Origin of the sequence: Robertmurraya siralis, from assembly GCF_005502275.1 — a bacterium.
Taxonomy (GTDB): domain Bacteria; phylum Bacillota; class Bacilli; order Bacillales; family Cytobacillaceae; genus Robertmurraya; species Robertmurraya siralis.
Window position 1 is genome coordinate 288,580 of the sequence record NZ_SWLZ01000001.1, and the last position, 13,062, is coordinate 301,641.

General features: G+C 37.8%; 15 protein-coding genes. 12 read left to right on the forward strand and 3 right to left on the reverse strand.

Annotated elements, in window-relative coordinates; translation table 11 throughout:
- Window positions 1–7: 7 nt before the first annotated feature.
- From FCJ93_RS01330 to FCJ93_RS01380, 11 genes are read left to right on the forward strand one after another with little or no spacing between them, the layout of a single operon-like run.
- A complete protein-coding gene (locus FCJ93_RS01330) occupies window positions 8–1,993 on the forward strand; it encodes a heme lyase CcmF/NrfE family subunit (protein WP_095313563.1) in 1,986 nt (661 codons plus the stop codon).
- A 1-nt stretch (window position 1,994) separates the two neighbouring features.
- On the forward strand, window positions 1,995–2,471 hold the full coding sequence (locus FCJ93_RS01335; RefSeq protein WP_095313561.1) for a cytochrome c-type biogenesis protein: 477 nt from the start codon (window positions 1,995–1,997) through the stop codon (window positions 2,469–2,471).
- Window positions 2,472–2,483: 12 nt separating this feature from the next.
- Window positions 2,484–2,840 (forward strand): hypothetical protein, encoded by a 357-nt coding sequence (locus FCJ93_RS01340; protein WP_095313558.1) that lies wholly within the window; start codon window positions 2,484–2,486, stop codon window positions 2,838–2,840.
- 9 nt (window positions 2,841–2,849) lie between these two features.
- Window positions 2,850–3,173: a hypothetical protein gene (locus FCJ93_RS01345; protein ID WP_095313557.1), complete on the forward strand. Its 324-nt coding sequence runs from the start codon at window positions 2,850–2,852 to the stop codon at window positions 3,171–3,173.
- A 45-nt stretch (window positions 3,174–3,218) separates the two neighbouring features.
- On the forward strand, window positions 3,219–3,944 hold the full coding sequence (ccmA, locus tag FCJ93_RS01350) for a heme ABC exporter ATP-binding protein CcmA (RefSeq protein WP_095313554.1): 726 nt from the start codon (window positions 3,219–3,221) through the stop codon (window positions 3,942–3,944).
- Window positions 3,941–4,624: a heme exporter protein CcmB gene (locus tag FCJ93_RS01355; RefSeq protein ID WP_095313551.1), complete on the forward strand. Its 684-nt coding sequence runs from the start codon at window positions 3,941–3,943 to the stop codon at window positions 4,622–4,624. Before ccmA ends, FCJ93_RS01355 begins: the two co-directional genes overlap by 4 nt.
- On the forward strand, window positions 4,624–5,331 hold the full coding sequence (locus tag FCJ93_RS01360; RefSeq protein WP_095313548.1) for a cytochrome c biogenesis protein: 708 nt from the start codon (window positions 4,624–4,626) through the stop codon (window positions 5,329–5,331). Before FCJ93_RS01355 ends, FCJ93_RS01360 begins: the two co-directional genes overlap by 1 nt.
- Before the next feature lie 27 nt (window positions 5,332–5,358).
- Window positions 5,359–5,490, forward strand: coding sequence for a CcmD family protein (locus FCJ93_RS01365; protein WP_095313545.1), 132 nt, complete (start codon window positions 5,359–5,361; stop codon window positions 5,488–5,490).
- Window positions 5,491–5,518: 28 nt separating this feature from the next.
- Window positions 5,519–6,025: a TlpA family protein disulfide reductase gene (locus FCJ93_RS01370; RefSeq protein ID WP_095313543.1), complete on the forward strand. Its 507-nt coding sequence runs from the start codon at window positions 5,519–5,521 to the stop codon at window positions 6,023–6,025.
- Between the two features lie 44 nt (window positions 6,026–6,069).
- The gene (locus FCJ93_RS01375; protein ID WP_095313541.1) at window positions 6,070–6,594 is read left to right on the forward strand and encodes a cytochrome c3 family protein; all 525 of its coding nucleotides are present in this window, start codon (window positions 6,070–6,072) and stop codon (window positions 6,592–6,594) included.
- The gene (locus FCJ93_RS01380; protein ID WP_095313538.1) at window positions 6,587–8,011 is read left to right on the forward strand and encodes an ammonia-forming cytochrome c nitrite reductase subunit c552; all 1,425 of its coding nucleotides are present in this window, start codon (window positions 6,587–6,589) and stop codon (window positions 8,009–8,011) included. Before FCJ93_RS01375 ends, FCJ93_RS01380 begins: the two co-directional genes overlap by 8 nt.
- 99 nt (window positions 8,012–8,110) lie before the next feature.
- Here FCJ93_RS01380 and FCJ93_RS01385 read toward each other — a convergent pair whose 3' ends face one another.
- The gene (locus tag FCJ93_RS01385; RefSeq protein ID WP_137742776.1) at window positions 8,111–10,255 is read right to left on the reverse strand and encodes an ATP-dependent Clp protease ATP-binding subunit; all 2,145 of its coding nucleotides are present in this window, start codon (window positions 10,253–10,255) and stop codon (window positions 8,111–8,113) included.
- 233 nt (window positions 10,256–10,488) lie between these two features.
- On the opposite strand from FCJ93_RS01385, the gene FCJ93_RS01390 reads away from it, so the two are divergent.
- On the forward strand, window positions 10,489–11,538 hold the full coding sequence (locus FCJ93_RS01390) for a YkvI family membrane protein (RefSeq protein WP_095313534.1): 1,050 nt from the start codon (window positions 10,489–10,491) through the stop codon (window positions 11,536–11,538).
- Between the two features lie 266 nt (window positions 11,539–11,804).
- Here the strand turns inward: FCJ93_RS01390 and FCJ93_RS01395 are convergent, their stop codons facing one another.
- The gene (locus tag FCJ93_RS01395) at window positions 11,805–12,422 is read right to left on the reverse strand and encodes a CPBP family intramembrane glutamic endopeptidase (RefSeq protein ID WP_170943648.1); all 618 of its coding nucleotides are present in this window, start codon (window positions 12,420–12,422) and stop codon (window positions 11,805–11,807) included.
- A gap of 299 nt (window positions 12,423–12,721) precedes the next feature.
- The gene (locus FCJ93_RS01400; protein WP_019153004.1) at window positions 12,722–12,910 is read right to left on the reverse strand and encodes a YkvS family protein; all 189 of its coding nucleotides are present in this window, start codon (window positions 12,908–12,910) and stop codon (window positions 12,722–12,724) included.
- Window positions 12,911–13,062: the final 152 nt, after the last annotated feature.

A 13,062-nucleotide genomic window follows, 5' to 3' on the forward strand; every position in this document is an offset into this window, starting at 1 on the left:
GAGCAGCATGTATATAATTGGGAATTTAAGCCTCTATTTAGGAATTGGGATCGCATTCTATTCAATTATTCTATACGTTTGGGGATTGAAAAATAAAAATAATAAAATGATTAACAGTGCACGTGGAGGAGTTTTATCACTTGTTCTTCTTTCAAGCATAGCGACGTTTCTTTTGTTGTACAACTTAGGAACAAGTCAATTTCAATACAAATATGTAGCTGCGTATACAAGCGAAAACCTTCCGTTAGTTTACAAGCTAACTGCCTTTTGGGCTGGAAACGCCGGTTCTCTATTACTGTGGCTGTTTCTACTTTGTCTATATACAGGATTTCTTGTTTTCTCAAAGGAAAAAAGAAATCCGATGATGCCGTATGTTTCTATTATTATGCTTCTTAATATTCTCTTTTTCTTTATTGTCATTGTCATTAGCGGCAATCCGTTTGAAATGACAGAAACAATACCTGCAGATGGAAAAGGCTTGAATCCGATGCTCCAGCATCCTGGTATGATTCTGCATCCTGTGACATTATATCTTGGTTATGTTGGACTCGCTGTCCCATTTTCATTTGCCATTGCCGCTCTTATTTTAAAACGTATGGATGCGGAATGGATTAAACTGACAAGAAGGTGGACACTTGTTGCTTGGGTATTTTTAACGTTAGGAAATATTATTGGCGGCTGGTGGGCTTATTTAGAATTAGGCTGGGGAGGCTACTGGGCCTGGGACCCGGTTGAAAATGCCAGTTTCCTACCATGGCTAACAGTTTCAGCTTTTTTACATTCGGTTATGATTCAAGAAAGAAAAGGAATGCTGAAAACATGGAATATAAGCCTGGTTATTATATCTTATTTACTAACTTTATTTGGAACTTTTTTAGTTCGAAGCGGTGTTTTGACAAGCGTCCACGCCTTTGGTGATGGAAATCTAGGCGCATATTTTCTTATTTTTATGGTCTTTATGATTGTATTATCACTTTATGTCGTCTTAACAAGGTACCAGTTGATCAAAAAAGAAACAAATCCAATTGAATCATATTTTTCAAAAGAAAGTTCATTTTTATTAAATAATCTGATTCTAGTTGGAGGAGCATTCGCTGTTTTATGGGGGTCAATGTATCCTTTAATATCCGAGGCTCTGACGGGAACAAAAGTAAACGTTGGACCGCCATATTTTGAAAAGGTTATGGCGCCGATACTGCTTGGATTAATTGTATTAATGGGAATTTGTCCGCTCATTGCGTGGCAAAAAGCAACTTTTGAAAGATTTATTAAGAGCGCATTATGGCCTCTTATTGCCGGAGTGATCTCAGCAATCATTTTAGTTGCGATCGGTATAAAAGGGAGTTTTGCAATTGTAGGTCTTGCCTCAACTGTGTTTATGTTTGCTTCCCATCTCAAGGAGTTTTATGACGGGATCAGGGCGAGGAGAAAAGCCACAAAAGAAAGTGTGGCAATGGCCACGTGTAAGCTATTAGTCAAGAATCAAAGGAGATATGGCGGTTATATCGTTCATATTGGCATTGCCGTCATTGCAATTGGAGTTATCTCATCGCACGCCTATGTAAAAGACACGCTGCAAACGGTAAGTGTTGGTGAAAAAGTGGAGATTGGTGATTATCAATTAACATTTAACGGTTTAACGGAGCACTCTAAGAACGGAAATGGCATTGTTGTTGCAGCACTGGAAACTTCTTATAAAGGGAAAAGCGTAGGGACCATAAATGCGGAAAAGATCTTCTATGAAACCTGGCCAGAACCAGCAACAGAAGTAGCGATCAAAACAAATTGGAAAGAAGATCTTTATGTTGTATTAAGCTCATGGGAAAGCAAAGATAAAGCGACATTTCAAGTCAAGGTCAACCCATTTGTAAGCTGGATTTGGTTTGGCGGCATGCTGATGGTATTTGGTACGGCTATAGCCTTAATCGGGGGTAAGACAACGACTTCTCGTGTGTACAAAATGGGAATACAACATAAAAAGGCAGGTGTTTAAAGTGAAAGGAAAGTACTTGCTGTTTGTCTTGTTATTGTTCTTTTTGTCTTCTCCAACCTCTGTATGGGCGAACTTTGATTACAATGCAAAGGAATTCCAAGAAGTAGTAAACCAGCTTGATATGCAAGGACATTCCAATGATGATTTGGCAACCTGTAAGGTAAAGCAAATGTATTACAAAGAAGTGCAGGAAATGCTTGATGAAGGGATGACCCCTGAAGAGATCATCGAGTTTTATGTAGCTGAATATGGTCAATCAGCATTAAAGGAGCCTGCGAAAGATAAAAGTGGATTAATTGCTTGGAGCATGCCAATAGTGGGGGTATTAACTGGCATCGCTGTTCTCTTTTATTGGTTGAAGAGGGGAAAGAAAAAAGTAAGTGTTGATTCATCTGTGCCAGAAATAGCCTGGGAGTCTGAAGAAGACAAAGAGATCACAGAGAAAATTTTTGAAGAAGAGCGCCGCAAGCATTTTTAGGAGCTGATAATCATGATTTACGTTTTTTTAATCATAAGTTCGCTTATTATTCTAGCGTGTATTTATTTTATACTCTCTCCTTTTTTTCTCACTAAGGAAAGCGATGAAGAAAAAGGAGACGAGAGCAATGATGAATTAACGCTTGAAGCCATTTATCGTGCTGTTAACGAACTTGAAATGGATTATTTGATGAAAAAGGTAAACGAAGAGCATTACTTGAAATTAAAGGAAGAGTACCAACTGCTTGCCTCTAAAATGATGAAGCAAATGGGAGCTGAAAAAACGAAGCGCTCACAATCTAAAAATACAGACAATCTTGAGCTTGAATTATTAGCAGAGCTCCACAAGCTTAGAAAACAGGAAGGGTGATGAAAAAAAATGGATACACCTCCATTACATCCGAGCTGGCTCATTCATTTTTGGCTCAGCACTCCTGGATTAAATAAGGTAGATCCCCATCTTATGCTCGTTGTTGTCATCACGGTTATCGTTGCTCTCTTTCTATTAAGGAGAAAGAAAAGGAGCGGTGCAGCAATCGATCAGGAAGAGGTTCAATTTCAGCATTTGCTCAAGAAAAAGCAAATGCTCGAACAAGAACTGCTGATGCTTCAACCTGAAAGCTCGGAAGAAACTGCTAGGAAGAAGAAGGAATTGGAAAGGCAATTAAGGTTGACAAAAGGGCAATTACGAGAGTTCACGTAGCCGTTTAAAGAAAGCCTGAGCGCATATGAAGTGGAAGAAAATTACATGATGAAAGAGATGGCTGATATGCTTGAAATTAAAAATTTGACCAAAGTCCTTGCGGATAAACTAGTTTTAAAAAATATCACCCTTACATTAAATAAGGGAGAAGTTCTAGCTGTAATTGGACCAAACGGGGCGGGGAAAAGTACATTTTTCAAATGCGTAGTCGGCCTTCTACAGCCAAGTAGTGGAGATATTTCTTTTGCTGGGCGGCAATTGACGAAAAAATCGCTGATAGCAAAACGTAAAATTGGCTTTCTTGGTCATGAATCCTATTTATATAGCTCTTTATCATCAGTGGAAAATTTGCTGTTTTATGGAAAATTATATAAGGTTAATCATTTAGAAGAGAAAATTCCCTTGCTTCTTAAGGAGGTAGGGCTTCATTTATTCAAAGATGTACCGATTCGCTCTTTTTCCAGAGGCATGATTCAACGGTTATCTATTGCTAGAGTACTCCTTTCTGAACCGGAAATTTTAATGCTCGATGAACCTCATACTGGACTAGATCAAGAGGCAGTGGCTCTTCTCAATCGCATAATTCTAAGCAAAAAGGCTGCAGGAATATCGATTATTCTGATTTCACACGATTTTGAGCAAGTTCATAAGTTGGCCGATCGTGTCGCCGTTTTAAAAAGCGGGAGGATTATCGACACTCTTACGATGGGGGAAGAATCGAACCTTTATGAGATGAAGGAATGGTATGAAAAGGTGGTAACGGAAGGATGAAAACAATTTTACTGGATGCCCTAACGATAGCAGGAAAGGATTTAAAGGGGGAATTAAGGTCAAAGCAAACGATAGGAATGATGCTCGTTTTTTCGGCACTTGTCATCATTATTTTTAGCTTTGCCTTTGATCCTACCAGTAATACGGTTAAGGCAATTATTCCGGGACTTGTCTGGGTTATTACAATTTTTGCAGGCATTCTCGGTTTAAATCGTTCCTTTGTTTCAGAGTTAGAGAATCATTGTTTAACAGGCTTGCGAACAGCACCGATTGATCCATCCAGTATTTATTTAGGAAAAGTGCTGGCAAATTTCTCGCTCGTAACCTCCGTACAACTGATCAGTATTCCGGTTTTATTTCTCTTATTTGGTTACCGCTTTACCGGGTCATATCTGTGGTTTTGCTGTATCGTAATTTGTGGGACTATTGGGTTCATTATTGTCGGCACCTTTTTGGCGGCACTTGCTGCTAATGCAAAAAATAGTGAGATGCTGCTACCTGTTTTGCTCCTCCCGTTAATCAGCCCATTATTGATCGCAGGAGTCCAGGCTACAAGAATTGTTCTTGAGAGCCTTGAGATAACGGATGCCATTTCATGGCTTAAGTTAATGATAGCATATGATTTTCTGTTTTTAGCTGTTTGCTTTTTGCTATTTGAATATATTATGGAGGAATCTTAATGAGACAGGAAAATCTTTTCGATCGAATATTGTTATATATTCTTATCCCGTCAGTTTTTATCTTATTGTACTTGATTTTTATTTGGTCCCCTGTTGAGAAAATTATGGGCGAAACACAGAAAATATTTTACATCCATGTGGGAACGGCATGGGTAGCCTTTCTCGCCTTCTTTGTTGTCGGTTTCTATAGCGTTTGGACATTGATAAAACCAAATATGAATCGCTATATTTATGCAGGTATTTCTGCTGAAATCGGAGTTGTTTTTACAACAATTACATTATTATCTGGCATGACTTGGGGTAGAGCAAGCTGGAATACATGGTGGAGCTGGGAACCGAGACTTGTGACAACCCTAATTTTACTGTTTATTTATGTCGCCTATTTATTTATTAGAAAAATGGATGGTTCATGGGAAAAAATCGCCAAGCTTTCATCTGTGTTTGGAATCATTGGCTGTTTAAATGTCCCGATTGTTTTTATGGCAATTCGCTGGTGGAACTCTAAGCTTCATCCAGTTGTTTTTGGTGAAGGGAAAAATCAATCTGGAGGGGGGATTGAACCAGAAATGCTGGCTACCCTATTATTTTCCGTTTTTACGATTACCATTCTTTATGTGTTTCTTATGCGTAAGGGGGCAGAAATTGAGAAAATGCGGCACATCGTTAAAAAATCTAAAAATAAATTAATTAACAAATTAGCAAGCTAGAATTCTTATAATAAGGAGGGAGTAAAGATGAATTATTTATTTATCGCTTATACAGCTACTTGGGCGCTTATTGCAGGCTATATTATTGTGCTTGGGAAAAGACAAATGTCTTTAAAAAAAGAAATGAAGCAATTAGAGGAATGGAACAGCGAACAATAATGCTTAAAGCAAAAAGTAGGTGATAGTGATGGCAAAAAAAATTGTCCCAATTTTAATCATCTGTGCAGTATTTGGGATTGTTGCTTTTCTCATTAGTGGTCTTGAAGGAAAAGCAACGACCAATCCAGGTGAGGAAGCGATTGATTTCGAACTTAAAGACGTGAAGGGAAATATATATAAGCTTTCTGATTTTAATGGGCAGACCGTGGTGTTAAACTTTTTTGCCACTTGGTGTCAGCCATGTATTGATGAAGCTCCTGAGCTTGAAGCATTCGCCCAAGAATATAAAGACGCACAGCTTTTAATTATTGCAAAGGGTGAGTCAAAGAAACGAATGGAGAAATATATTTCGGAAACAAATTCAAAGCTGCTCTACTTGCTCGATACAAAAGAGGAGGTTGCAAAGAAATATGGAGTGATTGGTCAGCCTGACACCATCATCATTAATAAAGAAGGGGTTATTGTCGAGCGCTTTACCGGACCGACAAAAAAAACTGATCTCATTACACTAATTGAAGAGAAAGCCTCACTCTAATAACTGTTTAGCTATATAGCTTTAATTTGGAGGGAGGTGAGAAAATGTTAAAAAAGTTCCTGTCAATCGATAAAAAAATACTCTTGTTTATCGGGGTTTTCGTAGGAATCATTTTGTCTGTCGTTACAGTAAAAGGGCTAGCATACACAGATTCACCCGAATTTTGCAGTAGCTGCCACATTATGACTCAAGTACATGATTCGTTTGCTGATTCCACTCATGCCGAATTGGCTTGTAGTGATTGTCATTTGCCCCATGACTCAGTTGTCAATAAATTGACAAATAAGGCAAAGTCAGGTGTAGGGCATGTTTATTACAACACATTAGGAGCAGATAAAATTCCTAAAGTGCTGCACACAACAGAAAACTCGAAGGAGATCATAAATGAAAACTGTATAGACTGTCATCAGCAGACGTTAAACAATGTTTCCCATGATGCAAAAGATAGCTGTACTAGTTGTCATGATGGTCTTCCGCATGGAAACGACTTCAAGACAGAAGATTATTTTAAACCAGCGAAACCAGGAGAACTTTTGGAGAACAAAGGAGGTACAATGAATAATGGCTAGGAAAATTCACTGGGCATATTTGCTCCTAGTCGCTGTCATTTTACTTGTTTCAGGCTGTTCAAGTTCAGATAATACCGAGGCATCCGCTGATGCCAAAACCGGTTTGAGCAAAGATGAAATAAGCAATGAAGCGTTTAAAGATCTGTTTCCGCTTCAGTATGATAGCTACATGAAAAATGAAGAAATGGAAGATACAAAATATAGTGGTTCTGTAAAGAGAAGTAAGTATGATCAAGATAAGGAACCACTGCTACCAATTTTATTTAATGGTTATGGATTTGCCACAGAATATAATGAAGACCGCGGTCACATCTATGCTAATGAAGATGTAAGAGAAATTGCGCGTATTACTGATGCTTCAGTCGGTTCTTGTTTAACCTGTAAATCTACTGCTGTCCCACATTTAATCGAAGAAATGGGTGATGATTATTGGGGTGGAAATTTCAATAATGACATTTGGCCAGCAGCAGAAGCAATGGGTCACTCACCAATTGGCTGTTCTGACTGTCATGATCCAGAAACAATGGATTTACGCATTACCCGTCCAAGCTTTATTAAGGCGATGGAATCACAAGGAGTAGACATGTCTAATCCTACAAAAAATGAAATGCGCAATTATGTTTGCGGTCAATGTCATGTTGAATATTATTTTGCTCCAGAAAATAGCGAGGTTACTTTCCCTTGGTCTGAAGGATTTAAAGCAGAGGATATGTATGAATACTATGAGACTGTGGCAAAAGATCGCGGGTTTAATCAGGATTGGATTCATAACATATCAGGGACACCGATTTTAAAGGCTCAGCATCCTGAGTTTGAAACTCATATGACTGGTCCTCATGGACAGGCAGATGTTACTTGTTCGGACTGTCATATGCCATATGAACGTGCTGACGGTAAAAAGAAAATTACTTCCCATTGGTGGACATCTCCTTTGAAGACGATGGAACAATCTTGTGCAACCTGTCATAGTAATCGCGATTTAGATGAACTGGCCGATCGTGTAGAAGAAATTCAGGATAATCATATGAAAGCATTGCATGAAGCAGAGGATATATCTGTTAATGCTCATTATTATGTCAACAAAATGATCACTTCAGGAGTAAGTGAAGAGAAGATAAAAGAAGCTCAAAACCATATCCGTAAGGGACAATGGTACTGGGATTATGTTGCAGCCGAAAATGCTGCTGGTTTCCATAATCCACAAGGAGCAATGGATACACTGAAAATCTCCTCAGAGGAATCATTCAGAGCAATTAAAATAGCGACAGAGGAATTAGTGAAAAAAGGTGTAAGTATTGAAGAATTAGATAAAGAGATAGAAAAAGTAAAAGAGGCTGTTAAGAGTGAGCCGGATAACTTTAAGAAGAAGGATCATGCGACAAATGATTACTTCCCGGCTCAACAGCCCAAAAAATAAAAAAGCTTAAAAAAAAAGAAAAACACTGTGCAATTAGTAGTATGTACAGTGTTTTTCTTTATTTTGACAGGGATAACTTGTGATGTCAACTGAATTCATTTATAAACGGTTGATGACAGGTTCCCCGTCAATTAGTTCAGCGATGAAGCTTTTTGTTGAGGAATCATCGATGATGAGATCGGTTATTTTGTCCTCGAGTATTTCTTGGATGATTCTTCGTAAAGGACGGGCACCAAAAGTTGGATTGTATCCTTTCTCTACAAGATATTCTTTGACTTCGTTTGTGACCTTAAGCGTCATATTTTGTTCTCTTAACATGGCATTTAGATCTTGCAGCATTAAATCAACTATCTTTAATAAACCATCCTTTTCTAGCGGTTTAAATTCAATAATGCTATCAAAGCGATTCAAAAACTCTGGCTTAAAAAAGCTTCCAAGAGAATCCAGGATATTAAGCTCTTTCGCTGTATGATCTTGGCCAAACCCAACTTTAACTTGTTTATGTCCGACACCAGCATTGCTTGTCATAATAATCACTGTGTCTTTGAAACTGACGACTCTGCCTTGACTGTCAGTAAGACGACCATCGTCAAGAATTTGCAGAAACATATGCTGAACGTCAGGGTGAGCTTTCTCAATTTCGTCTAGTAGAATAATGCTATAAGGGTTTCTGCGGACTTTTTCGGTTAATTGACCCGCATCTTCATGTCCAACATAACCAGGAGGTGAGCCTATGAGCTTTGATACACTGTGCTTTTCCATATATTCACTCATATCCAAGCGGATCATCGCATCTTTGGAGCCAAATAGCTCAAGTGCAAGCGTCTTAGACAGCTCTGTTTTCCCAACACCAGTTGGACCAACAAAAAGGAAGGAGCCGATTGGCTTATTTTTCGCTTTTAACCCTGCACGACTTCTTTTTATGGCCTTAGTAACCCTTTCAACAGCTTCTTCCTGACCAATTACTTTTTCTGAAAGTAGCTTATGAAGGTTCTTCATTTTTGTTTGTTCATCTTCTTGAAGCTTCCCGACAGGAATTCCTGTTTTTTGTTCAATCAATGCTTGAATTTGTGCAACATCTACAATTGGTCGCTTTTGATTTGGATTGGATTGAAGTATTTTTTCAAGTTCCATTTCCTCTTGGTGAAGTTTAGCTGCTGCTTCATAATTTTCAGTTTTTAGTACCTGTTCCTTCTCTTTAGCAATCTCTTCAAGTCTTTTTTCTATTTTTTCTGCAGAACTGTAGTCTGACATTAAATTAAGTTTTGAACCTGCCTCATCCATTAAATCAATTGCCTTATCCGGAAGGAAGCGGTCCTGAATATAGCGTTGTGATAATGTGACACACGCTTCGAGAGCCTCGTCTGAGAAAGTAACCTCATGAAAGTTCTCATACTTTTCTCTTAATCCTTTCAGAATCTCAATTGCATGTTGTGTGTTAGGTTCATGAACCTGAACAGGCTGAAATCTGCGTTCAAGCGCTGCATCTTTTTCGATCTGACGATATTCCTTCAGAGTTGTAGCACCTACTAGTTGCAATTCGCCGCGGGCTAACGCGGGTTTTAACATATTTCCCGCATCCATCGAGCCTTCGGCAGAACCTGCGCCAACTAATAGATGAATTTCGTCAATAAAGAGAATAATATTTTTTCTTTGCTGTAACTCTGCAATAATTTGCTTCATTCTTTCTTCAAATTGGCCACGAATTCCTGTATTCGCAACTAAAGACGCAACATCTAATAGAAATACTTCTTTATTTTTTAATTTGTTAGGAACCTTTTCATCGGCAATTCGAACAGCTAAGTTTTCAGCGATGGCGGTTTTTCCAACACCAGGTTCCCCAATCAGGACAGGGTTATTTTTATTTCTTCTATTTAAGATTTCAATTACACGGTTCACTTCTTCATCACGACCAATAACAGGGTCTATGAGTCCAGCGCGTGCCATTTGGGTGAGATTGCGACCAAATTGATCAATAAAGCCCCCAGTTCCTCCACGACCGTGTGAAGGCTGTATGTTCATCCGTTGCTGATTATTTGCTGCTGAAAATTTCTTAAAAAGATCTTCCATTGGTGTTTGATTGAAGGGAGAGAAACCTGACATGCTTGGACCAAAGGATGAAGTCAATTTTGCTTCCTCTTCCTTGTAGCAATTTTGACAGAGGTGGAGTTGCTTCTCAACACCATTTAAATTCATCGTTACATGTACTTGAGCGTCTGTTTGCTCACAAATTTGACAAAGCATTTCACATTCCTCCTATTTTTTTGACTTTGACTAACTTTGACCTTCTTGTTTTTATTATAATTTGACCTTTTTTGACTTTCAAGTGATTTGCATCAGAATCTACCCAATTTATTTTGGTAATTTAATGTAAAAAGGGAAAAATGAACATTTTTCTAAGCAACTTAAAATCATTTTAAAATGCTCGTCATTGTTTGTCCTTCTTTTCATATATTGAAATGGAGGGAGGATATTTTATGAAAACAAACTGGGGAGCTGCCTTCCAAATCGCAGCTGTTTACGTGGGAACTGTCGTTGGAGCTGGATTCGCAACAGGACGAGAAATTGTTGAGTTTTTTACGAGATTCGGCTTTATAGGGTTAATAGGGATATTATTTAGTGGTTATATTTTTATCTCTCAAGGCTCAAAACTGATGAGAATTTCTGCCAAGATCGGAGCAACTTCTTATCAGGAATTTAATATTTTTTTATTTGGGAGAGTATTCGGTTCAATCATAAATGTCATTATGCTTTTTATGCTCTTAGGAGTATGTGCCGTCATGTTATCCGGAGCAGGGGCGGTGTTTAGCGAGCAGCTTGGTTTATCGAGAAGTTTTGGATTAATTTTAACACTATCACTTTCCATCATCGTTATGATCGTTGGTATAAAAGGACTATTTGCAGCTAACACAATTGTTGTTCCGCTAATGATTAGTTTTAGCTTTATTTTAATGGTTATGTCGGTGCAGTTGCCCAATTTTTTAGATCAACTTTTATTCATTCCCTTTGTGGATGACGGCTGGAAGTCAGTCGTTGCCCCTTTTTCTTATACTGCGCTGAATTTGGGACTTGCTCAAGCAGTATTGGTTCCTGTTGCGGCAGAAATAAGAGATGAACAGACGGTAAAGTGGGGCGGAATTATAGGAGGAGCTGCGCTAACCCTCATCCTCTTATCAAGTCATTTCACATTGGTAATGCTTCCTAACGTTGAAGCTTTTGAAATTCCAATGGCAGTGGTCATGAAAAGTTTAGCGGCAGGATTGTACGGCTTGTATATATTAATTATTTATGGCGAAATATTTACTTCTGTAATCGGCAATGTTTTTGGTTTAGAAAGACAAATTAAAACTTTTCTGCCTTTGCCAAGTATAGCGATTGTAGGAGGTATACTTACTATTGCCTTTCTAATTAGCCAAATTGAGTATGGTACGTTATTATCCTATCTGTATCCTGTTTTTGGCTATATTAGCATTATTTTCATCATTTTGCTTTGGATGAAGCCATTAGATAAAATTGAAAAAAAATGAACTAACTGCAGTTGAAATAGTGTAACACGAAAAAACCGAATGTTTACTTTCAAAAAGTAAATATTCGGTTTGTAAAATGGTATTGTGAAATTGATTGCTTTCTCATAAACTTGAGTCCAATTCATCATTGAGCACTTCAAGTTAAAAAACGAACGTTCATTTACCTTTTACATTATTTTAAGGAGTAAATACGGATATAAAATGATTATTAAACGTGATATGGTTCGTTTTTTAATTAGCGATCGTACATGATGAAATCGATCCACTTAATTTAATGGGTAGATGACAAACAAAAATAAATCAAAAATAAGATGTGATACGATTACTAATGGCAGACTCTTTTTCCATGCGTATAAATATCCCCAAAAAACACCGCTAATCAGAGCAGCAAGTGGAAGAATGAACGAGCCTGAATAAACATGTACCGATGCATACAGTATAGACGACATGAATACTGCGGTCGTCACACTGGCAGTCTTTTGAATTCTTTTTTGAATGAAGCCTCTCCAAAAGATCTCCTCACCAGGGATGATCACCAGCAGCAAAACGATGTAATGCCAAAGAACAGTAGGAGAAAGACGACTGTACAGCCTTGCAATTTCGTTTGAAAAGGGGAGCTGAAATAAATCGATAAGAAGACTCCCTAGTAAAAATATTAAAAAGAGAATGACCCCAGACATACCACCAAGAGATAAATATGTGAAGAGTGGAACTCTATCTTCAATTTCTTCATGTATGATTGAATAGCTAATAAGAAATAGCATCGTCGCAGTGAAAATATACCAAAATATACTCTTATCTTGGAAGGTGAAAAAGATCAAAAGATGAGCAAGAAGAAAACCAATGATAAATCGATAATCTTTCGCCCAATTAGGTATGGCCATATGAAAAGCTCCTTTCTACTATCGTCAAATGGCAGGAGTTGGTTTGGCTGCAATCACTTAAAGAACTATCTTTATTCCATTGAAAAAGGAGGAAGTAAATCTATTAATTCATTATATAGGTTAGTTAAAAGGAGGACAATTATTTGACTAAAACAAAAAAGACTTTGGACTAAGAACAAAGAAGAGCAACACGATAGGGTTAAATTTACTCACTTAAGGAGTTGGCAAGATAAAAGATTTCCCTCTAGCAGCATACAAAAACCCTATTGGCGAACCATTAGGGTTTTGTGTTGAACATATTACAAAATTGATTCCTTAATTACTTTATAGTTCTTATGGTTGACAACGGTTCTTTGTTCAAGTTCGAGGTCGCGATAATTATCCATATAGGTTAAATCCACGATAACAGAGTTTTCGTTTACTTTTTCAACAACGCCCTGAAGGCCATCGCGAAATTCTATAATATTTCCAACTTCTGCTTTTTTCATCTGTCCTCTCTCCTTTTTCTCACAAAGTCGAATGATTATAAGTAACAGTTTGCACTAAATTCCATCATTCGTAAAGAAAAAGATGTAAATATTTAGCGAATATCCACATTTTTAGTGAAATGGTGGAAAATTCAACTATTGATTTGAGTCAA

Bases quoted from the DNA above. Each gene is read 5' to 3' on its own strand.
- FCJ93_RS01330 (WP_095313563.1), top strand. From the start codon at position 8: ATGTATATAATTGGGAATTTAAGCCTCTATTTAGGAATTGGGATCGCA.
- FCJ93_RS01340 (WP_095313558.1), top strand. From the start codon at position 2,484: ATGATTTACGTTTTTTTAATCATAAGTTCGCTTATTATTCTAGCGTGT.
- FCJ93_RS01345 (WP_095313557.1), top strand. From the start codon at position 2,850: ATGGATACACCTCCATTACATCCGAGCTGGCTCATTCATTTTTGGCTC.
- ccmA (WP_095313554.1), top strand. From the start codon at position 3,219: ATGATGAAAGAGATGGCTGATATGCTTGAAATTAAAAATTTGACCAAA.
- FCJ93_RS01355 (WP_095313551.1), top strand. From the start codon at position 3,941: ATGAAAACAATTTTACTGGATGCCCTAACGATAGCAGGAAAGGATTTA.
- FCJ93_RS01360 (WP_095313548.1), top strand. From the start codon at position 4,624: ATGAGACAGGAAAATCTTTTCGATCGAATATTGTTATATATTCTTATC.
- FCJ93_RS01365 (WP_095313545.1), top strand. From the start codon at position 5,359: ATGAATTATTTATTTATCGCTTATACAGCTACTTGGGCGCTTATTGCA.
- FCJ93_RS01370 (WP_095313543.1), top strand. From the start codon at position 5,519: ATGGCAAAAAAAATTGTCCCAATTTTAATCATCTGTGCAGTATTTGGG.
- FCJ93_RS01375 (WP_095313541.1), top strand. From the start codon at position 6,070: ATGTTAAAAAAGTTCCTGTCAATCGATAAAAAAATACTCTTGTTTATC.
- FCJ93_RS01380 (WP_095313538.1), top strand. From the start codon at position 6,587: ATGGCTAGGAAAATTCACTGGGCATATTTGCTCCTAGTCGCTGTCATT.
- FCJ93_RS01385 (WP_137742776.1), bottom strand. From the start codon at position 10,255: ATGCTTTGTCAAATTTGTGAGCAAACAGACGCTCAAGTACATGTAACG.
- FCJ93_RS01390 (WP_095313534.1), top strand. From the start codon at position 10,489: ATGAAAACAAACTGGGGAGCTGCCTTCCAAATCGCAGCTGTTTACGTG.
- FCJ93_RS01395 (WP_170943648.1), bottom strand. From the start codon at position 12,422: ATGGCCATACCTAATTGGGCGAAAGATTATCGATTTATCATTGGTTTT.
- FCJ93_RS01400 (WP_019153004.1), bottom strand. From the start codon at position 12,910: ATGAAAAAAGCAGAAGTTGGAAATATTATAGAATTTCGCGATGGCCTT.